The organism is Paraburkholderia aspalathi (genome assembly GCF_905220735.1).
Lineage (GTDB): Bacteria > Pseudomonadota > Gammaproteobacteria > Burkholderiales > Burkholderiaceae > Paraburkholderia > Paraburkholderia aspalathi.
This window is the reverse complement of sequence record NZ_CAJNBA010000004.1, coordinates 385,591-406,221: the sequence shown is the minus strand read 5'-3', so window position 1 is coordinate 406,221 and position 20,631 is coordinate 385,591. Positions and strand designations below refer to the sequence as shown.

Below are 20,631 nucleotides of genomic sequence, written 5' to 3'. Positions count from 1 at the left end.
GGCTCACGCCGCTTTTAAGGTTTCGCGTTGCGTCGCCAGTTGCATGATGCGCTCCTGCGTCGCCTCCGTGGCTGAAAGTTCGCCGGTAATGCGGCCCTCGCACATCACGACGATGCGGTCGCTCATGCGTAAAATCTCCGGCAGTTCCGACGAGATCATTACGATCGCCTTGCCTTCGCCGGCGAGCGAGCGCAGGAGTTTGTAAATTTCGCTCTTGGCGCCGACGTCGATGCCGCGCGTCGGTTCGTCGAAGAACAGCACGTCGCAGTCGCGCTCGAGCCATTTCGCAACGACGATTTTCTGCTGATTCCCGCCCGAAAGAAGACGCACTTCCTGCGTCGCGGAGGGCGTACGAATAGCGAGCAGATTGATGAAATGGGTGGCTGTCCGGCGGATTTCAGTGCGGCGCAAGAAAAAGTTGAGCGACAGGAATTTGCGCAAATTGGACATGACGATGTTCGATTCGACGTTCATGCCGGTCGCGAGACCAAAGCGCTTGCGGTCTTCCGAGAGATAACCGATGCCACGCGCCACCGCATCGCTCGGATTCCTGATCGTCGCCTTCACACCTTTCACGATGATTTCACCCGATTCGATCGGGTCGGCGCCGAACACAGCTCGGGCGACCTCGGTGCGGCCAGCGCCCATCAAGCCGGCAAAACCCAATATCTCGCCTTTGCGCAGTGTGAAGCTGACGTCTCTGACAAGCGGGCCGGCGTTCAGATTGTGGACTTCGAGCGCAACCTCGCCAGTACCTGTCACGTTCACAGAAGGCGCGACGTCGGTCAAGGTGCGCCCGACCATCATGCCGATGATCGCGTCGACGCTGGTGTCTTTCGCGGTGACGGTGGCCACATATTCCCCGTCACGCAACACGGTGACGCGGTCGGCGATCTGCTTCAGCTCGTCCATCTTGTGGGAGATATAGACGATGCCCACGCCCCGGCTCTTCAGCTCGCGGATGATGCGGAATAGCTCGGCGATCTCGGCGTCGTTGAGCGCCGAGGTCGGCTCGTCCATGATCAGCACGCGCGAATCGAAGGACAAGGCCTTGGCGATCTCGACCATCTGCTGCTTCGCGACGGTAAGCGTGCTGACCACGGCCCGCGGGTCGATATTCACATGCATGCGGGCAAGAATGTCGCGCGCCTGCGCATTGAGCTTGTCTTCGTCGAGGAACAGACCGAGGCGCCCACGCGGCTCGCGGCCGATAAACATATTCTGGGCGACGGTCAGGTGATTCATCAGCTGGAGTTCCTGATGAATGATGCCGATGCCGAGAGCCTGCGCCTCGCGCGGACTCGAGAACTCGACCGGCTGACCGTCATAGAGAATGTCGCCCGTATCCCGGGTGTAGACGCCGGCGAGGATTTTCATCAGCGTCGACTTGCCGGCGCCGTTCTCGCCCATCAGCGCGTGGACTTCGCCCGCCATGAGTTCGAACTGGACTTCGTGAAGCGCCCGCACGCCGGGAAAGCGCTTGTTGAGCCTTGTGACGGAAATGAGCGGGATCATGGCGCGGATTGGACGACAATTCCGCGACCGCCGCTGGCCTCAATGCGGGGAGCGGGTCGAGAAAGCGCGGGAAGCCGCTGCGCCGGGCATTGCCGGGTATCGCGGCTGAAATCGTAACGAGAAGCCAGACACATTGCTGGGCCACCCAAACTGATGTGCCACGATTTTACGACGCTGAATGGCAACGGCTCAAGCGTAGGCATTCCCTAGTGTCGTGCGCACTGGTATCTCACGCCCGGTTCCCACTATGTGGTTTGCCGCTCGTTTCAGGCCGGTTCGGCGGTCTCCACGCCACGCAGACTCTGCTGCACGGGCGGCTGCTCATGGCTTACATGCCGCGCTGTTTCGAACAGTTCCGCGAGCCAGTTGACGAAGGTAAGTACGCGAGGCGGAGCGCGGCGATGACGCAGATACGCGACCGATACCGGCAGCGCCGCGGGCCTGTGATGCGGCAGCACTTCACGCAGCCGCCCGGAGTCAAGATAGGGCTGGGCCAACGCCCGTGGCGGCTGGATCAGTCCAAGTCCGCGCAGGCCGCATTCGAGGAACGCGTGCTCGTCGCTCACCTGCACAAAGCCCCCAAGCGACACGTTGACCGTGTCGCCTTCGACCTGAAAATCGAAATCCGCCGCACGCCCTGTTTGCGCGCACGTGTGGTTCACCGCGGCGTGACCGCTTAGCTCCTCGAACCGTTGCGGCGTGCCGTACCGTGCGAGATAAAGCGGGCTCGCGCAGGTCACACGCTCGAGCGCGCCCAGTCGGCGAGCGGCGAAGCCCGCATCCGGTGGCTTGCCAGTCAGAATGCAGCAATCGATCGCTTCGCCGGCCAGTTCGACCTGGCGGTTGCTGACGCCGAAGGTGAGCAGGATGTGCTCGAAGCGCGCGTGAAAATCGTCGAGGGCCGGAAACACGATCGCGTTCGCAACGACCGCCGGCATCTCAACGCGCAGCCGCCCGCGTGGCCGGTCGTCGGGATGCCGCAGGCTCGCCTCGATGTCGTCGATGTCGGCGAGAATCTGCACGCAACGCTCGTAATAGGCGGCCCCCTCGGCAGTCAGACTGAGCCGGCGCGTGGTGCGCACGAGCAACTGGATGCCGAGCATGGCCTCGAGGTTCTGCACGAGGGTTGTCGCGCTGGCGCGCGGAATCCCGAGCGACTGCGCGGCGCGGGTAAAACTGTTGGCGTCGACGATGCGTACGAAGGTCTGCATCGCCATGATGCGATCCATCACGAGCGTCTCTCCTATGGATGTCGAGGCGCTATGGAACACATCACCAGCCTCGTCCTTGTAGAGCACACTACTGCCGTGCATCGAACGGTGTGAGTGACAAGTGTGGCGGGATTCAGTGTGCGGGCAATGAACCCGGTGACGACCCGTTGCGCGCAACGGGTCGCCGGCGCGATTGCCGATTGCCGCCCTACGCTTCGGCGAGAATCTGCTGGATGACTTGCTCGAAGGTTTCCACGGGTTGTCCGCCGCTCACCAGATAGCGACCGTTGAAGATGATCGCCGGCACGGACTGAATGCCCTTCGCCTGGTATTCCCGTTCTTCCGCACGCACGTCGTCGGCATAGATTCCGCTGCGCAGCACCTCAGCTGCTTGCGCGGCGTCGAGCCCCACGGACTGGGCCGCGTCGACCAGAACTTCGTGATTGCTCGGATCTTTGCCCTCGGCATGATAGGCCCGCAGCAGCGCCAGTTTGAGCGGCAACTGCTTGCCTTCGATACCGGCCCAATGCAGCAGGCGGTGCGCGTCGAAGGTGTTATAGACGTGCTCACGCGGGCCGAAAGTAAAACCAACGCTCGCCCCGCGTTCGCGGATCATGGCCTGGGTTTCCGCGATCTGCTCTGGCGTGCGTCCGTATTTCTTGCCGAGATAATCGACAATGGCCTCGCCGTCCGGCCCCATGTCCGGATTCAGCTCGAAGGGATGCACGGTGACTTGAGCGTCGACCGTATCGCTCAAGCGCGATAGTGCAAGCTCGAGTGACGACAGGCCGATGGCACACCACGGGCATGCGATATCGGAGACAAAATCGATTGTTAGCTGTTGTTTCATTGCTTTCCTGACTGAAATAACCTGTGGCGCGGCCGCTTCGGTGCGACGCAAAAACGGCCCACAGGGTAGCCTAGCCTGAATCGCTGATTTCTGCAGGACCGCGCTCCGGATGTACGCCGTAGCGCTCGTCCGCTGCGTGGCCCTCAGTCCGGCATCCCGTTGTGATCCCCTAGCGGCCTGGCGGGCCAGTCTACCCAGCGGTCCGCGCGGGTCCGTTCGTACGCTTCGTTGACCGGATAACGAATGCGGTTGTCGTCGCGCGGACGTTCGCCGATCACCATCAGCCTGACTTCGTCCTTCGTATTGTTGATGAAGGTGTGGCAGATGCCCGTGCCTGACGGAAACGCGACGGAATCGCCTTCAGCAATCGAATGAAGCACGCCGTCGATCCAGACGTCAGGCTTGCCTTCGAGCACGTACACAAACTCCTGCTCGGTACTTTCGGCGTGCGGATATGACGTGCGCCGGCCGGGCAGAAGCCTCACGTGATGAATGCCAATGCGCGTGATGCCGAGTGCGGCGGAAAGCGGCGCGTCGAGCGCCATTTTCTCGGTATCGCCGCGATAGGAATGCGCATCCGGTTCTTCCAGCTCGGTCCAATGCTTGATGAATTCGGGTCGGCTCATCGGGTGTTCTCCTTTGGGGGCTACGGTCGATAATAGCGCCTTACACACTCATTGTTCGTCGTTAGCTAGCGACGTGAGAATCCGGTATGCGGCGGTCACGCGTTCATCAATAGGGAAATTCTTGTTCGCGAGAATGACGATCCCCAACCGCTTCTGCGGAATGAATGCGACGTACGCGCCGAAGCCGTTAGTCGAGCCGGTTTTGTTGATCCAGACGTCTTCACGAGGCGGCTGCGGCGGCACGATTTCAGTGACCGGCGTTGCGTTGAAGATCATCGCCGACGAGTTTCCGTCCAGAAGCGTCTGCAATTTGGCGGGATAGGGATACTGTTCCCATATCAGGTCCTGGGTCATGCCCCCTGCCTTGAAGTATCCGGTGTGGGTGTCCGCAATCGCGCGCTGGAGCTTCGGGTCCAACTGGATTAGATTCATGTTGGCTTCCACGAAACGAACCATGTCGGCAGCCGTGGTCTTCACACCGTAGGCCTCAGCGGACAACACCCCAGGCGCCACTCTGATCGGCCCACCATCTTTCGTGTAGCCCTGAGCGTAGTCGTTCAACTTCCCCGCGGGAACGTTGATGTAACTGCGCTTCATATCAAGCGCAGGAAACAAACGATTTTCCATCAACGCGCTGAAATCCTGCCCCATGCTCTTCGCCGTTATCAGCCCGAGCGCACCAATGCCGGGATTGGCATAAGTCCGATGGGTTCCCGGCGCATAGGTGGGCTGCCACTGCTTGAAATACTGCATCAACTGATCGTCGTTGCGAATGCTGTCCGGCACCTGCAGCGGGAGTCCTCCGGGCGTGTGCGTGCCCAGGTTGAGAAGACTGACCTTGCCGAATTCGCTATTGCGCAGAGACGGAAGGTACTTGCTCGTCTGATCCGACAGAGACAGATAACCGCTCACCTGCGCATAGGACGCGAGCGTCGCCGTCAATGTCTTGCTGACGGAACCCAGTTCGAACAAAGTGTCCGAGGTAACCGGCGTTCTGGTTTTCGTCGACGCGAGTCCGTAGTTGAATACGTAATGCCGGTTACCGTCGATGATGCCAACGGCCATGCCGGGAATACCATCGTTCGCCATGACCGGTTGTATGGCGCGGTCTACCGTACCTCTGATTCTGTTTTGCTGATCGTCGGCCGCGTGACTAACGGTTGCGATAGTGCACGCAAAGACGGTCGCTGCGATGAGGCTTATGGTTCTCAGATTCATGTCCCTGATCGATCGGTTTTGCGTAGGTGGGTGACGGGCGTTGAAACGGGTCTGCCGGGGAAGGAGTATGCGTGCTCGCAGACTCATCGACTATCGACGATATCTTGTCCGTAGCGAAAGAAAATCTTTCGCGTGGCTCGCGATATCCCTCCACGGCTTACCCGCCATTCACCGCTTACGCATAAAACCGAACCATCGAGCAAAGGCATGCGGGCCGGACGGCAAGTGCAGATGAAACGACCGCCCTGCCCGTGCGCCGACGATCAGTACGATCCCATATAGTCGCGCTTCCCGATTTCAACGCCGTTGTGACGCAGAATCGCGTAGGCCGTTGTGACGTGGAAGAAAAACTGGGGCAGACCGTAGTTCTGCAAATAGGCGCTGCCGACCAGCTTCTTCTCTTTCGGCGTACCCGGACGCAGGACGATTTCCTTGTTCTCGCTACCCTCGAACTGGGCGGCGTCGAGCGTGCCGAGGTGGGCCAACGCTTTGGCGATCAGCGCTTGCAGGTCGGCAAACGTCACTTCAGTGTCAGGCCACGACGGCACCTCTACGCCGGCCAGGCGCGAGCTGACGCCCTTGCTGAAATCCGCGGCGATCTGCACCTGGCGCACCAGGGGGAACATGTCCGGGAACAGGCGCGCCTGCAGCAACGCGTTCGGCTCGATGTTCTTTTCGGTGGCATGCGCTTCGGCTTTCTTCAGCACCTCGGACAATGCGGTCAGCATTTGCTTGAAGACGGGGACGGATGCGCTGTAGATGGAACTGGTCATGATCACTCTTTCGGTCGATGTTGGATGCCGGCGCGGAAGATGCCGCGCCGGCCGGTTGAATAATAGGCGGGGGAAGGTTACCACCGTCCAGCCGGAAGTGCGGGTCCACGCGCCTTCGGGGCTGAACAGCAATAGCTGTCTCGCGTTGGCCGAACTCGGCCCGATGCCCGATGCGCGTTTCTCCGTCGGTTGATCGATGAAAAGAACGTCGGCATTTTGACGCGCGCTTGCGCCCGTGAAAAATGAATGGTATTTTTTCATGAAATTTACCGCTAAATTTTTCACGGGAGCCAACATGTTCGACCAGTCAGCCGAGCACGTCGCGAGCTACTACGCACGCACCTATCCTGCCCCGATCCCTCTGCGGCCGGCGCTGGAAGAGCGTCTCGACACGGGAGTGCTGATCATCGGCGCGGGGTTCAGTGGCCTGCACACGGCGCTGCGTCTGGCCCTCGCGGGTAAGCGTGTCACGGTGCTCGAAGCCAGCCGGGTAGCCTGGGCGGCGTCCGGGCGCAACGGCGGCCAGGCTCTGCTCGGTTGGTCTTGCGACATGCCTCCGCTAGAGGCAGCGCTAGGTCTGGAACGTGCCCGCCAACTGTGGGACAGCATGCGTTGGGCCGCCGGCGAGATACGTGAACTGCCGGCGCGGCATGGCTTCGATGCGGACTACCGTGCGGGAAGTCTGTGGGCGGCGGTGCTGCCGCGCCGCACCGCCCTCCTCGAGCAGACCCAACAGGAAGCCGAGGAAAAGTGGGGCTACGACAAGATGCGCTTCATCCCTCGCGAGGAAATGCCTCAATGGATAGCAAGCGAACGCTACCAGGCGGCGCTCTACGATCCCGAGGCAGGCCATCTGAATCCGCTGAAACTGGCCCAAGGCCTGGCCGCGGCGATCGAACAGGCCGGTGGACGCATCTTCGAGCAAAGCCAGGTGTTGGACTACCGCGAGACGCCTGGCGGTTTTGTCGCGCGCACCGATAAAGGCGAGGTGCGCGCGGATGTCCTGGTACTCGCCTGCAATGCCTATATCGACCGGCTCGACCGCAAACTTTCCAGGCGCATGCTGCCCGTTGGCACCTATCAGGTGGCCACGTCGCCGCTGCGGCCGGAGGTGGCCTGTTCGCTACTGCCACGCAACAGCTGCGTGATCGACAACCAGTTCGTTCCCGACTACTTCCGCTTAAGTCCTGACAACCGCCTGCTGTTCGGCGGCGGCTGCACCTACGCGGGCGGCATTCCAAAGGATATTGCGGCGGCAACCCGGCCTTACCTGGAGCGCGCATTCCCGCAACTGCGCGGAGTGGAACTCGAGTTTGCGTGGGGCGGGCATATCGACATCAGCATGAAGCGCACGCCGGATATCGGTCGACAAGGTGAGCGCTACTGGTTGCAAGGCTATTCGGGGCACGGCGTGCTGCCTACGCTCGCCGCCGGCCGGGCGGTCGCCGACGCCATCCTCGGCGACGACGAATTGCTGGACCTGTATCAGGCCATCGACAATCCGCCTTTTCCGGGCGGTGCGCTACTGGCCGCGCCGCTGGAGGTCATTGGCAAGACCTGGTATCGTCTGCGCGACAGAGTCTGAGCGAAGGGGCAGAAGATGAACAAGCAGGAAGAAATCGAAGGTCTCGCGATACTGATTCGGGACCTGCGCAAGCATAAGAAGGTGACGTTGGGGGCGTTGGCGGAAAAGATCGGCCGCTCGGTGGGTTTCCTTTCCCAGATCGAGCGCGGCCTCTCGCGTCCGACCGTGGGCGATCTGACCGCCATCGGCGAGGCTCTCGGCGTGCCCACCACTTATTTTTATAGCCTGAGCAAACCCCGTGCGCTGCCTTGGGTGACCCGCCCGGATGAACGCCGCACGCTGTATTACGCCGAAGGCGTGACCGACGTGCTGGTGTCGCCGAACATGTCAGCAGGTTTTTCGATGCTGGAAAGCCACCTGGCGCCGGGCGCCAGCAGCGGCGACAAACCGTTGAATGACAGCGATGAGCAAGGTGGCTTTGTGCTCGAAGGCGAGTTGACCATCTGGCTGGACGACGAAGCGCAACCCGCGACACTCGGCCCTAACGACGGCTTCCAGGTGCCGGCGCACGCGCGATTCCGCTACGCAAATCTCTCCGATGAACCCACGCGGGTACTTTGGGTGTTCACCTAGGATTCAGGCAATACATGACGCAGCAGTGAAGGCTGCGCTAAATGTCAATTCGGATGACTAATGGACGGCGTTGTGATTATCGCGTTCAGCTCTGTTATGCCGCCGACTTGCCTACGTTTTCCACGACTGCTTTTAACTGAAGCTCAATCATCGCGTCATTTTTGCGTGAGAAGGACAACAACATGACTTCCCCCAGCGTCGACCTGCTCAGCGAAGTACGCGCCTTTCGCGCGGCGTATCCCGAGGTGCGTTACGTCGACCTCATTTGCCTGGATATCCCCGGGCACTTCTACGGCAAGCGATATCCCGTGGACATCCTGGAGAAAGTCGCTGCCGGCAGTCTCCTGAAACTGCCGCAGAACTGCATTTTGCTCGGCGCACAAGGTGGCGTGTTCCCAATCGGCGACTACTGCTTCAACGACGGCGATCCGGATGCGCAGCGCCGACTGATCGCCGGCACTCTCAAGCCCGTGCAATGGGAAAGCCAGCCATTGGGACAGATGCTGATCAGCTCGGACGGCACCGAGACGCCCATCGAGTTCGAGCCGCGCGAGGTATTGGCACGCGTGCTGAAACGCTTCGAGCGGCGCGGCATCCGCCCGGTTGTCGCCTTTGAACTGGAGTTTTATTTGTTCGACGCCAGGCTGGCGGACGGTCTTCCGCAATTCCCGCGCGACCCGTTCTGCGACGATCCGGACGACCAGTCCAACATGCACATCGAGCGATTGTCGCGCTTCTCCAGTGTGCTCAACGAGATTGTCGACGCTACGCGTGAGCAGGGCGTGGACGCTACCGTGATCACCGCCGAGCTCGGGCCCGGGCAGTTCGAGATCAACTTTGGCCACAACGACGACAGTCTGCGCGCCGCCGACTGGGCTGCCCTGTTCTGTCGCAGCACGCGCGGCGTGGCGCTGAAACACGGCTACCGCGCGAGCTTCATGAGCAAGCCGTACCTGCACGCGCCGGGCAGCGGCATGCACGTGCATGTGAGTCTCTACGACGAAGCGGGCAACAACCTGCTGGCCGCCGACGGCCAGCGCCCGCTGCGCCATGCAGTGGCCGGGTGCCTCGCCTTGCTACCGCATTGCATGCCTGTCTTCGCCGCCAACCACAACGCGTTTCGCCGCTATGGCTGGAAGACGAATGCAGCCAGCCGTGCCAGTTGGGGTTTCGAAGACCGCGACGCCTGCATTCGCATTCCGGAATCGGATGACCGCAACCTGCGCATCGAACACCGCCTGGCGGGCGCCGATGCGAACCCTTACCTTGTACTCGCCGCTATTCTCACCGGCATGGAACACGGGCTGGATGCAGGCCGCGAACCCATCGCACCGCTCAACGAAGACCGCCAAAGCGGTGTCGACTTTCCGCAAGACATGCTCTCAGCCGTCGCCGCGATGCAGGACCATCCGGTCGTAGGCAAAGGCTTGGGCGAAGAGTTCGTGATGGTCTACTGCGAGAACAAACGCCAGAACCATCTGGATTTCATGAACGAAGTGAATGCGCGGGAATACCGCTGGTTCCTTTGAGCGAGCGGCTAGGTATTGGCCACCAGCAGCTCCTCAGCATTCTTTGGCGGCCGCAGACCATCGGTCCTGCCCATGAAGTAGCGCTCGGTAAGATCGGCCGCCGAGACGTGCCGTGCTTCTCCGAAGCCCGCTTCATGAGCCAGCGCCAGAATCTCCGGCGGCGTGAAGAAACTGATGAACGGTGTCCCGCTTGATCGTGCGCCCTTCTCTGCCATCTCAAGCCCGGGGCGCACCTCAGGGTCCGCCATCTCAAGCGGAAGCAGGAACGTCATAGCGAGCGTCGATCCTGGAGCAAGGGACGCGACTTCGCGCAGCGCGGCTGCGTTCGCATCCTTCGTGAGATACATGCTGACGCCTGTGGAGACCACGATTGCCGGCTTGCTGTCATCGAAGCCCGCGGTCACGAGCCCGTCTCGCCAGCTTCCCCCCGCCTCGAAATCGACTGGCACAAAGCGCAGCCAGTCCGGAACGCCGAAGCCCAGCTCGATCAGACGCTGACGCTTCCATGCCTGAGGACCCGGCTGGTCGACCTCGAACACCTTGAGATGGGATGCGATCTCCGGTCGCCGCTGCGCGAAGCTATCGAGGCCGGCGCCGAGGATGACGTACTGATCAAGCCCGCGGCCGGACTGCTCCACAACCAGGTCTTCAATGAAGCGGGCACGCGCCACGATCGAAGCGCGAAAGGGTCGCGTGAATTGAGGATCCATGTCCCCGCGGCTGCGCCAGCCCTCGTCCGGAGCCAGCAGCTTTAGGCCGATTACGTCTTCCAGCACATGCGGCGGCGGGTCGGACCAAACATGGAGCGCGCGCCACAAGGCGACTCGCGCTGCTGTGCTGTCTGGCGCTGCATCTTGCTTGTCGGTCATGACTTTCGATCCTCCTGTGGGCGAATATTGTTGACGTTAACCCATTTCACGCTTACGAGGGCAAGAGGACTTTTTTCATCGACGGTGCGGGATGCAGCACGTAATTCTGTCGCTCATAGAAGGGAACGGCATCCGGCCGCGCGTCGAGAAACACCGCAGTCATAGCGCGAGCACGTGCGTCGGCTTCCGCATATTCCGTCAAGGCGCGACCCGCACCGCCGCCCCGTGTCGCCTCATCGACGACGAGATCGTCGATATGCAAGTGCGCCCCGCGCGCCAACGTGTGGACCGGCCTCATCCCCATCACGCCAACAAGTTTGCCGCCTTGAAAAGCGCCGACAAGCTCATAGCCAGAATGCGATTGCAGCCTGGCTCTTTTGAGAAATTCGTCTTGATCAAGCGCCCGCAATTGCGCGATCACCGGAAAGGCTTGCGCCCATTCTGTCGGGGAAAGCCTTCGGATATCCAGGCTGTTGTTGTGATTGTCGGCCATATCGGCATTCTGTCCTCGTTGGGAGAATGCCGATTCTGGCACAGCTACAGAGACATGCCGCCCGAGACTTCGATGCGCTGGCCATTGACCCAGCGATTGTCCTCGGACAGCAGCGACGCGATCATCGGGCCGATGTCGTCGGGCAAGCCCGCACGGCCGAGTGCCGTGCCGTCCGCAACCAGCTTGTTGATCTCGGGATTGTCGCGCACCATGCCGCCGCTGAAGTCGGTGGCGACTGCGCCTGGCGCGACGGTATTGACGGCGATTCGACGCGGACCGAGTTCCTTCGCGAGATAGCGAGTCAGAACCTCGACCGCGCCTTTCATGGATGCATAGGACCCACTGCCTGGGAAGGTGAAACGGGTCAGTCCCGAGGAGATATTCACGATGCGGCCACCGTCCTTGATCAACGGCAGAAGCTTTTGCGTCAGGAAAAACACGCCCTTGAAATGGACATGGTAAAGACTGTCCAGCTCCTCCTCGGTTGTCTTTTCGAACGGCGTGTGATTCGAAGTGCCGGCGTTGTTGACAAGGTAGTCGAAACGCTCGGCGCCCAACTGCGCAAGCGACGCCCGAACCTGCTCCACGAACGCGTCGAATGTGCTCACCTTTCCGGTATCGAGTGGCAGCGCAATGGCTCTTTGCCCCTCCTCCGCCACGAGGCCGACAACCTTGTCGGCTTCCGCCTGATTGGCGCGATAGGTGAATACGGAACTGACGCCGCGCTTCGCAAGGCTCACGACCGTATTGCGCCCCAAGCCGCGACTCCCGCCTGTCACGATGGCAATTTTCGAAATGGCGTCTGCCGATTGTCCTGCTGTCATTTTTGCGCTCCGCGTTAGAGGTGTAGACGCAGCTTATTCCGGCCGATGGCGAGGCTGAATGCCCTAACTGTCCTTCTTCTTGCCTAATCCTGCTCAGGCTCTGCAGCTCGACACGGGAGGCAGTAACATGCGGAAATGCAGGCGCGGAGGAAGTTCATATGTCAAATGCCTTGGTCGAAGGTGTCAAACGCTACACCGACAATCAAGCCGGGAGCGAAGGCCCGTTCATGACCGCCATCGAGGGCTTGATCATCATCCGGTCGGATCATGAAAAACACCCTTCTCATCTGATCATGAAGCCGGCTCTCTGTGTCGTCGTTCAAGGCGCCAAGTGGACGACGTTCGGTGACAGGCGGTACGACTACAGGGCAGGACAAGCCCTGATCGTCAACGTTGAGATGCCGGCGTTCAGCAGGATTGTGAAGGCCAGTCCGACAGAGCCTTACCTCGCTATTGCCATGGAGTTCGACCTTGCCATCATGCGCGATGTCATGGCATGTCTCGATACGCCACCTGCGCCGGAAGACGAGCTCGGCCACGGCGTGTTTGTCACCGAGATTGACGGGCCGCTCGCCGACTGCATGCTGCGAATGGTGCGTCTCCTCGATACGCCTCACGCTATTCCCATTCTCGCGCCGATGATCAAGCGAGAAATTTGCTACTGGTTGCTAACGGGGCGTCACGGCAACGAGGTCGCACGGGTCGTGCTGGCAACCAGCCATGTGCATAAAGTCGTGACTGCCATCCACGCGTTAAGAGGCCAATTCACCGAGACCATACGCATCGAAGACCTGGCCGCCGTGGCACAAATGAGTCCGTCGGCATTCCACCGGCAGTTCAAGGCGCTGACATCGATGACGCCGCTGCAATACCAGAAGCAGCTTCGCCTGCTTGAAGCACGCAACCTGATGGTGGCAGGTATTGCCAATGCCGAAGCTGCGGCCTATCAGGTGGGCTACGAAAGCGCGTCGCAATTCAGCCGCGAATATTCGCGCATGTTTGGAGCGCCACCTCGCCGTGACATAGAGGCTTTGAAAACCGCAACAACTTAGTGCTTCACGCCGCCGTATCAATTCGCATCGCGCACCCAGTTGCCTCCATGCGCCGCGGCCTGCGCAGCGGGCGAGGTGGCAAGATAAGCGAGCGCCTGCTCGGTCGAGCCTTCGTGATGCGGCGTATAGCGCGGATTGAAATAGCGTAGCGCTGCCGCGATCATTTTCCAGAACGACGGCAGGCAACCGCGCCGCGCTCCGGCGCGCCAGGCGAGGATAAAACCCCGGTACGTACCGGCGTCGGGATCGCGCTGGTGCATGAAGCGCGCGCCGTGCGTGAGAAAGTACAGTAGGAGCAACACCGTCGACAGCATGTGGAAGCAGCGTTCGAAGTAGGTACCGCCCATATGCCGGAAGATGTCGAAGGCAACGGTGCGATGCTCCACTTCTTCGGCGCCGTGCCAGCGCAGCAAGTCGAGCATGGTTGGGTCGGCATGAGCGGCATCGAGGCCGTTGGCATTGAGCACCCAATTGCCGAGATAACCAAAAAAATGTTCCAGCGCGGCGATGACACCCAACTGTTGACGCAGCCAGAAGCGCGTTTTACCGATCTTCAGTCCAAGCGGCTGCTCGCCGAGCAGCTTGCCAAACAGCCAGTCGAGTTTCTTTGTGAAAGGCTGCGTGTCGATGCCGTGCGCCTTGTAGTAGTGCGTGAGCACACCGCCGTGCGAGCGCGAATGCACCGCTTCCTGCCTGAGAAACCCCTCTGCGTCGTCGCGCAGCGCCGGGTCGGTGATCAGCGGTAGCGCCTTGTTATAGACGCGGCAAAACCATAGTTCGCCGGCGGGGAACAGCAGGTTCAGCACATTGATGATGTGCGTGCTCGACGGGTCGCCGGGAATCCACTGGATCGGCGTTTGACTCCAGTCGAACTTCACATGGCGCGCCCTGATCTTGTATTGAGTGTGCTCTTGGGTCATGACGGTCTCCGGCATCCGGTGAGTGAGATCAATGCGGCACCATGCCGATGCGGGCGATCACGCGGCTTAGTCCAGGCATGTAGCGCGAGATGAAACGCATTGAATGCGCCTCGAAGCCGATGGCGACCACAGGCTTGTTGCGCAATACCGCACGGAGCGCGGCTTTCGCGACCGTTTCGGGTTGCAGGCCGCGCAACTGGTAAAGCCTGGTGGCTTTCTGGCGCATGCGGTCCTGTTCCTGAGCACTGGCGCCGACGTACTGGGTCGAGGCCATGATTCCGGTCTCGGCGAACCCAGGGCAAATTGCGCTGACGCCGATCCCGTGTGCAGCGAGTTCTCCACGCATGCACTCGCTGAGCATCAACACGGCAGCCTTGGTGGTCGCATAGGCCGGCAGATCGCGCGAAGGAGCGAAGGCCGCGGCTGATGCGGTGTTGATGATGTGGCCACCGTTGCCGCGCTTCACCATCTGCCGGGCGAACAGGCGCGAGCCGTGAATCACGCCCCACAGGTTGACGTGAAGAATGCGCTCCCAGTCTTGTGCCGAGGTGTCGAGCACGCCGCCCGCCATGCCAATGCCGGCGTTGTTGACCACGATGTCGGCGCCGCCAAGGTCCGTTCCTACCCAATTCGCCAGCGCTTCCATCTGTTCGGCGCTGCCAACATCGGCCTTGCGTGCATACGCCTGGCAGCCTGACAACCTGGCCAGGGTAGCCGTGCGTTCCGCGCTTGCAGTGTCGATATCGACCGCGACCACTGCGGCGCCCTGCTTCGCGAATTCCAGTGCAATGCATCGCCCGATGCCGCTGCCCGCACCGGTCACGACCGCGAGCTTGCCGCTGAGCGGTTTGCGTGCGGCGTCCATGCGGGCGCGTTGCAGCGTGTCCGGTTCGACGCCGCCTTCAGTGTGATCGACGAGTTCACGCACCATCCGGGCCATCTGTTCAGGGTGCGTGACCGGCAACCAGTGCCGCGCGGTCAGCTCACGGCACCAGTACTTAGGCACCCACCGCGAAAGATCTTCGGACAAGGCCGGGCTAACGTATTTGTCCAGCGTCGGCACGATCACCTGGACCGGCGCGTGTGCGTAACGCTTGCGCGGCGTGAACAGGCAGCGGATGAAGTTGGCGCGGTACAGCGAGACGCCACGCACGCCGTCCTGCGTTTGCGTCGGGCGCGGTGCGATCTGTGTCTTTTCCACGCGACGCAATACACGCGGCCACGCGCGGCCGAGCCATAGGTGCCAGGTCAAGCCTGGAAGCACCGGCAAATGAAACAGCAGCACATACCAGGAGCGCACCAGCTGACCCAATAGCTTGCCGATCGAACGCGGCGTGGGACGCAGCAAGCGTGCTCGGATCCAGTAAGCGACGTGGTCGAGGCAAGGGCCCGAGCACGATGTGTACGACGCAATGCGCCCACGCAGTCGCTCTTCAGTGACGAACTCCCAGCCCTGGATCGAGCCCCAGTCGTGCGCGACCAGATGGACGGCACGATTCGGGCTTACGGCGTCGATGACAGCGGTGAAGTCGTCGGTGAGTTTTCCCAGACGGTAAGCAGCCATCCCTTTAGGCGCAGTGGATTGCCCCGCACCGCGGACATCGTAGGCAATCACATGGAAATCGTGTGCCAGCAACGCGGCCACTGCGTCCCAGACTTCGCTGTTGTCGGGGTAGCCATGCACTAACACCACAGTAGGCCGGGCGGGGTCGCCCCATGCCCTCGCGGCAAGCGTCACATCGCCCGAGTTCACCGTGAATTCGGTGCGGCGCGTGACGGGCGGCGCCTCGTACAGCGTGGGCGATATCGGTTCCGTTAGAAGTTGCATGCGCGCCTCCGTCATGCCGCAGCCAACGCCCGCCCGCGCTGTGCCCAGCGGCGTACATGCGGCAGGTCGTCGTCGAGCCAGTAGGCGTCGTCATCGGTGATGACCAGCAACTCTTCGAATTTGGCGCCCACACCCTGAAAGCCGAGATGCGGCTCGACGGCCCAGAGGCCTGGCGTCGGCGGGTGATCGGAGCGGCGATCGATCGACCATAACGGCGACCAGCCCTCCTTCCTGCCCGCGCTAACCTGATCGAGGACGAGGTTGCGCGTGGCGTTCAGGCCGAAACGCGCCACGAAACGCGGCTTGGCCGGCTGGTTCAGCTTCGCGACACGATGTGCGAGCACCTTGAACGGATAGGCCTTGTGGCGTGGCTCGACGCCCTGTTTTCTGCACAACAGATCGACCGCGCGCGCGACGTCGGCAAGCGTGTGCCGTTGCTTCACCATGGTGACGATCAACTCGCGGTGCTCGGCCAGGTCGTCTTTCAGTTGTCCAAGCGTGGGATTCGTACCGACGCAGGTGGCGTAGCCGACGTCGGCGATCACGCCGTTCAGCACGGGCGCCACATCGAGAATGACCGGCATGTTTTCTTCCAGCCGGCGCGAACTCGGAAAGAACGCCAGGTTAAAACCGGCCATGTGCGACAGCCCGGAAAAACCTTCAAAGGCGGTGCGTTCGCCAAACCAGGCGAAGGGTTTGTGCAGCCAGTCGCGCACGCCGTGGTCCTGCAGCCATTCGGTCAGCAGCCGGGCGGCGTCTTTTTCCGTCATGCCCGGTTGGACCATTTCGCCGACGCTCTCGACGCAGCGATAGGCCAGTTGCTGGACTTCGCGGAACTGCGTCAATTCTTCCACGTCGACGTGTGGAATGGACTTGTCACCCATACATGCCTCCCGAATATGCTGTCGACGGGGGCGCGGCCACCCGTCACGATGACATTTTTTATTGTTACATTGTTTGATGTAACGATTGGATCGTACACCACCCTGGGTGCTCGTCCACTGGTTGTTTTCCCTGGGGGCTTATTGGGGATGCGGGATGGGGGCGTTGAGGCCGTCCGGTTAGCCGAAGGTACGGGCGCCTGAACTCAGTCAGGCACCGACTTCGGCATCAACCGTGTGGCGTGGGGATGTGGTGGATTACGTGCCGGAGCGTTGCCTGCACCGGCAAACCGCGTATCCGCTCCGGCTGTTGAGCGGCTACTGAGCGGCCTATGACTGGCCGATGGCTTAAGGAACCGGCGGGAAGTGCCGCTTGCCGGAGCGGACTGGCAAGCGCCGGAAGCGTTCTTTCTTGTGCTCTTCGTCGAAGTGCGCAAGTGACGGCTTGACCAGATCGCTGCGCGACACGATGCCGATCAGTTGCAACGTTTCGGAGTCCGTGACTACAGGCAAGCGTTCGAGACCGTGCACCGCAAGCCGAGTTGCGACGAGCCGGCAAGTTTCGCTCGGCAATGCAAATGCGGGGGAACGGTGGCGCAACACGTCAGCGAGGCGCGAATCGAGCGCATCCGCTGCCTCGTCATCGCGCATTTTTTCCAGTAGCGCGCGATCGACCACACCCGCTAGCACGCCTTGACGCACGACCGGATAAGCACGATGTGTCTGCGTCGCGCCGAAGAACGTTGCTAGCGCTTCGCCCACGGATATATCGCCATCGATTGTCTCGACCGTACGCGACATCACCTCATCGACGTGGTGGCGCTCAAGCGGATCGACGCCGTATTCCCGGTAGATGTGATAGCCACGCCGGGCAATTTTCTCGGTCATGATGGAGCGCTTCATGACGACCGTCGCAAACCCGTGTGCGACCAGCGTCGCGGCAAGCAGCGGCAGCAATGCGTTGCTGTCGTGCGTGAGGCCGAATGCGAACACGATGGCGGTCAACGGCGCGCCCAAGGTAGCGCCAAGCGTGGCCGCCATGCAGACGAGCGGCCACAGGGCTGGTTCGCCGCCCGGCAACACGTGGCCGAGCACGACGCCGAGCCCTGCGCCCAACATGAGTAACGGCGCGAGCACGCCACCTGAAGTGCCCGAGCCCAATGCCACGACCCAGATGATCGCCTTCACGATCAGGATCGCCAGCGCGATCTGGATGGCAATGTGTTGGTGTAACAGATCGCCTATCACGTCGTAGCCGACGCCTAGCGCGCGAGGTTCGAGCAAGCCGCCGATACCGACAACGAGGCCGCCGAGCGCGGGCCACCACATCCAGTGGATGGGCAGCTTGCCGAACAAGTCTTCGGTCTTATACAACGCGGCCGAAAGGCCCGATGCAAGCGCGCCGGACAACAAGCCTGCAATGACGCACGACACCAGCGACAGCGCGCCGGGAGGCGCAGTCTCAAGCGGAAACAGCGGCCCCGTGCCGAAGAATGCCGCACGCGCAAAACCCGCAACTGCGCACGCAAGTGCGACCGGCAGAAAACTGCGCGGACGCCATTCGAACAGCAGCAGTTCGACTGCGAGCAACACGGCCGCCACCGGCGTGCCGAAGACCGCTGTCATGCCCGCCGCTGCGCCGGCAACCAGCAGCGTCTTGCGTTCAGCGGACGTGACCTTCACGCACTGCGCGATCAGCGACCCGAGCGCGCCGCCTGTCATGATGATCGGGCCTTCCGCGCCGAACGGCCCGCCACTGCCGATCACAATGCCGGACGACAGTGGTTTGAGAATCGCCACTTTCGGCGACATGCGGCTCTTGCCGAACAGGATGGCTTCGATCGCTTCGGGAATGCCATGTCCACGGATCTTTTCCGAACCGTAACGAGCCATGAATCCGACGATGAGACCGCCGATCACCGGGATGATCACCACCCAGATACCCAACGTGTTGAGGGCCGGCGAGCGCTCCGCAAACGAAAATTGCTGGAAGAAAAACAGATTGGTGAACAGATGAATCAGGCTCAGCAGCACGAACGCCGCAAGCGTGCTGAGCGCACCAATTGCCGCGGCGAGTGCGGAAATACCGGGAAGCCGCGCGTTGGTGGAAAAGTCGCGCTTATGGGTATCGAGACTCATGGTGACTCAAACATCGATCTGGGGAACACTGAACGTGCCTTTGAGCGACTTCAGTTCGGCACGGTGCATCTCGGCGAGGCGGGCCAGCAGTTGCTCGCCTGCTTTCAACAAATGAACCTCGACCTGGCGACGGTCCGTCTCACTGACCTTTCTGCGGACCAGTTCGAGCGCCTCGCAGCGGGACACGAGCGCGACCACGCCGTGATGCTGCGCCTGAAGCCGTTCCGCAAGCTCGCCGACGGTCGCCCAGTCACGCTCCGGATAACCCTTGATATGCAGGAGCAACAGATACTGCAACGGTGTGATGCCTTCACCCTGCGCGGCCTGCTCAGAAAAACGCTCGAAGCGACGCATCTGGTAGCGAAACTCGGACAGTTGCTCGAAGTTCGCCTTGGTCAAGCCGCGAGTGATTGTTTTCATCGGAGTACCGTGGAGAAATAGGTGTACCGTGGAGAAATAGGTGATGCGAAACTCTATCACGTCGTGATATTTATGCATGTACTCACGCGCAAGTGCCTACGATAGTGCGATTGCTTTTGCTATGCCGCGTGTCGCTGCCTGGCGTAAGCCTGGCGATAGAGTCCCGCGATGAGGTCGGCCTGCGTGATCATTCCTGCAAGCCGCTGATTCGAGTCCAGAACCGGGATGTGATGGTGTCCGTAGTTCGCGAACACCGGCACCAGTTCGACGATCGGTGTCGTGGCGTCGACCGTGTGAACGTCAACGTTCATCAACGCACCGACGAAAGGTGCCGGCGTGATGCTGCGCCGGAGCCAGCGTTGCACGGGGGACGACAAACCGGCCCCTTTGCTATACGCCCGTTTGTCGACAAGGTCGGCGCGAGTCACGATGCCGATTACGTGCTGTCTCTCGTCAATGACCGGGAGCGCCTTGATATGGCGCTGTTTCAGCAGACTCCATGCTGCCGACGCTCTCGTGTTTGCCGACACGGCGACCAGCGAACGCGACATGATGTCCGCGCACGTCAGTTCATTGAACGTGCGGGCGTAGGCCTGCAACTGAACGTCGCGCAGCAGGGACTCCAGATCGTCCGTGTCGATATCGAGCAATTCCCCGCGCCGGTTCAGCACCGCCTCGAGGTCCGCGCGCGTGAAACCTTCGTTCGAGGCCGCAGACGATGCAGCCGCGCCTTTGCCAGAATTCTGCGCGACGTGCGGATATCGATGCCCGGTCGCAGCGTGGTAGACGATAGCCGCGCACAGCAGCATCACGGACTGGATCGCAATAGGTTCGGCAACAAAGCGGTAGCCCAGTGCATGCACGGCCGGACCGCCCAGGACCGCGGTCAGGGCGACCGCGCCCGATGGGGGGTGAACGCACCGCAGCGCGAACATCGCACAGATCGCCAGCGAGACGGCCAAAGCAGCGGCGCCTAACGGATCGGCGATCCAGCTTGCACAGGCAACGCCAACCGTCGCGGAGACGATATTGCCGCCGATGATGGACCACGGTTGCGCAAGTGGACTGGCGGGCACCGCGAACAGCAGCACAGCCGACGCGCCCATTGGCGCGACGAGGAGCGGAATGTTTGCCGCTGGTCCGAGAAGAACGTGCATTGTCCCGCCGGTGAACGCAATCCCTAGCAATGCACCGAGACACGATCTCAGGCGTTCCGGCCACCGCACAGCGATGGGATGAGGAGCGAAGCTGGAAAGCCAACGGATGAGGGCGTAGCGGGACAAGGTTTAGATGGGAAAGTTGGCGGGTATCACGTGGGATTGGAC

19 protein-coding genes are annotated in these 20,631 nt (G+C 61.4%); 4 read left to right on the top strand and 15 right to left on the bottom strand.

Going from position 1 to position 20,631, the window contains the following annotated elements:
- Positions 1-3: 3 nt before the first annotated feature.
- From KHO30_RS24595 to KHO30_RS24570, 6 genes are all read right to left on the bottom strand, one after another.
- Positions 4-1,515 (bottom strand): sugar ABC transporter ATP-binding protein, encoded by a 1,512-nt coding sequence (locus KHO30_RS24595; protein ID WP_211702616.1) that lies wholly within the window; start codon positions 1,513-1,515, stop codon positions 4-6.
- A 266-nt stretch (positions 1,516-1,781) separates the two neighbouring features.
- Positions 1,782-2,747 (bottom strand): LysR family transcriptional regulator, encoded by a 966-nt coding sequence (locus tag KHO30_RS24590; RefSeq protein ID WP_211702615.1) that lies wholly within the window; start codon positions 2,745-2,747, stop codon positions 1,782-1,784.
- A 187-nt stretch (positions 2,748-2,934) separates the two neighbouring features.
- On the bottom strand, positions 2,935-3,576 hold the full coding sequence (locus tag KHO30_RS24585; RefSeq protein WP_211702614.1) for a DsbA family oxidoreductase: 642 nt from the start codon (positions 3,574-3,576) through the stop codon (positions 2,935-2,937).
- A 143-nt stretch (positions 3,577-3,719) separates the two neighbouring features.
- On the bottom strand, positions 3,720-4,202 hold the full coding sequence (locus KHO30_RS24580) for a cupin domain-containing protein (protein WP_211702613.1): 483 nt from the start codon (positions 4,200-4,202) through the stop codon (positions 3,720-3,722).
- A gap of 48 nt (positions 4,203-4,250) precedes the next feature.
- Positions 4,251-5,420 carry a class C beta-lactamase gene (gene ampC / locus KHO30_RS24575; RefSeq protein WP_211702612.1) on the bottom strand — a complete coding sequence of 390 codons (1,170 nt, stop codon included), beginning with the start codon at positions 5,418-5,420 and terminating at the stop codon, positions 4,251-4,253.
- Positions 5,421-5,683: 263 nt separating this feature from the next.
- Positions 5,684-6,193: a DUF1993 domain-containing protein gene (locus KHO30_RS24570; RefSeq protein WP_200653683.1), complete on the bottom strand. Its 510-nt coding sequence runs from the start codon at positions 6,191-6,193 to the stop codon at positions 5,684-5,686.
- Between the two features lie 295 nt (positions 6,194-6,488).
- On the opposite strand from KHO30_RS24570, the gene KHO30_RS24565 reads away from it, so the two are divergent.
- The 3 genes from KHO30_RS24565 to KHO30_RS24555 all read left to right on the top strand — a co-directional run bounded on the left by KHO30_RS24565 (position 6,489) and on the right by KHO30_RS24555 (position 9,880).
- Positions 6,489-7,778: an NAD(P)/FAD-dependent oxidoreductase gene (locus KHO30_RS24565; protein ID WP_211702611.1), complete on the top strand. Its 1,290-nt coding sequence runs from the start codon at positions 6,489-6,491 to the stop codon at positions 7,776-7,778.
- 15 nt (positions 7,779-7,793) lie between these two features.
- A complete protein-coding gene (locus KHO30_RS24560; protein WP_097394205.1) occupies positions 7,794-8,351 on the top strand; it encodes a helix-turn-helix domain-containing protein in 558 nt (185 codons plus the stop codon).
- Positions 8,352-8,533: 182 nt separating this feature from the next.
- Entirely contained in the window at positions 8,534-9,880 is a 1,347-nt protein-coding gene (locus tag KHO30_RS24555; RefSeq protein WP_211702610.1) for a glutamine synthetase family protein, read from the top strand.
- 8 nt (positions 9,881-9,888) lie between these two features.
- On the opposite strand, the gene KHO30_RS24550 is transcribed toward KHO30_RS24555, so the two are convergent.
- From KHO30_RS24550 to KHO30_RS24540, 3 genes are read right to left on the bottom strand one after another with little or no spacing between them, the layout of a single operon-like run.
- Positions 9,889-10,749 carry a class I SAM-dependent methyltransferase gene (locus KHO30_RS24550; protein WP_211702609.1) on the bottom strand — a complete coding sequence of 287 codons (861 nt, stop codon included), beginning with the start codon at positions 10,747-10,749 and terminating at the stop codon, positions 9,889-9,891.
- Positions 10,750-10,801: 52 nt separating this feature from the next.
- A complete protein-coding gene (locus KHO30_RS24545; protein ID WP_200654125.1) occupies positions 10,802-11,242 on the bottom strand; it encodes a GNAT family N-acetyltransferase in 441 nt (146 codons plus the stop codon).
- Positions 11,243-11,286: 44 nt separating this feature from the next.
- Complete coding sequence (locus tag KHO30_RS24540) at positions 11,287-12,066, bottom strand: SDR family NAD(P)-dependent oxidoreductase (RefSeq protein WP_200654124.1); 780 nt, start codon at positions 12,064-12,066, stop codon at positions 11,287-11,289.
- A 158-nt stretch (positions 12,067-12,224) separates the two neighbouring features.
- Here KHO30_RS24540 and KHO30_RS24535 point away from each other — a divergent pair, with 158 nt between their 5' ends.
- The gene (locus KHO30_RS24535; protein ID WP_200621644.1) at positions 12,225-13,118 is read left to right on the top strand and encodes an AraC family transcriptional regulator; all 894 of its coding nucleotides are present in this window, start codon (positions 12,225-12,227) and stop codon (positions 13,116-13,118) included.
- A 17-nt stretch (positions 13,119-13,135) separates the two neighbouring features.
- On the opposite strand, the gene KHO30_RS24530 is transcribed toward KHO30_RS24535, so the two are convergent.
- The 6 genes from KHO30_RS24530 to KHO30_RS24505 form a co-directional block, all read right to left on the bottom strand.
- Entirely contained in the window at positions 13,136-14,038 is a 903-nt protein-coding gene (locus KHO30_RS24530; RefSeq protein ID WP_211702608.1) for a metal-dependent hydrolase, read from the bottom strand.
- A 28-nt stretch (positions 14,039-14,066) separates the two neighbouring features.
- Entirely contained in the window at positions 14,067-15,866 is a 1,800-nt protein-coding gene (locus KHO30_RS24525; protein WP_211702607.1) for an SDR family oxidoreductase, read from the bottom strand.
- An 11-nt stretch (positions 15,867-15,877) separates the two neighbouring features.
- Positions 15,878-16,750 (bottom strand): M24 family metallopeptidase, encoded by an 873-nt coding sequence (locus KHO30_RS24520; protein WP_211702606.1) that lies wholly within the window; start codon positions 16,748-16,750, stop codon positions 15,878-15,880.
- Positions 16,751-17,095: 345 nt separating this feature from the next.
- Complete coding sequence (locus tag KHO30_RS24515; RefSeq protein WP_211702605.1) at positions 17,096-18,886, bottom strand: chloride channel protein; 1,791 nt, start codon at positions 18,884-18,886, stop codon at positions 17,096-17,098.
- Positions 18,887-18,892: 6 nt separating this feature from the next.
- Positions 18,893-19,306 carry a MarR family winged helix-turn-helix transcriptional regulator gene (locus tag KHO30_RS24510; RefSeq protein WP_211702830.1) on the bottom strand — a complete coding sequence of 138 codons (414 nt, stop codon included), beginning with the start codon at positions 19,304-19,306 and terminating at the stop codon, positions 18,893-18,895.
- Between the two features lie 119 nt (positions 19,307-19,425).
- A complete protein-coding gene (locus KHO30_RS24505) occupies positions 19,426-20,589 on the bottom strand; it encodes an HPP family protein (protein ID WP_211702604.1) in 1,164 nt (387 codons plus the stop codon).
- Positions 20,590-20,631: the final 42 nt, after the last annotated feature.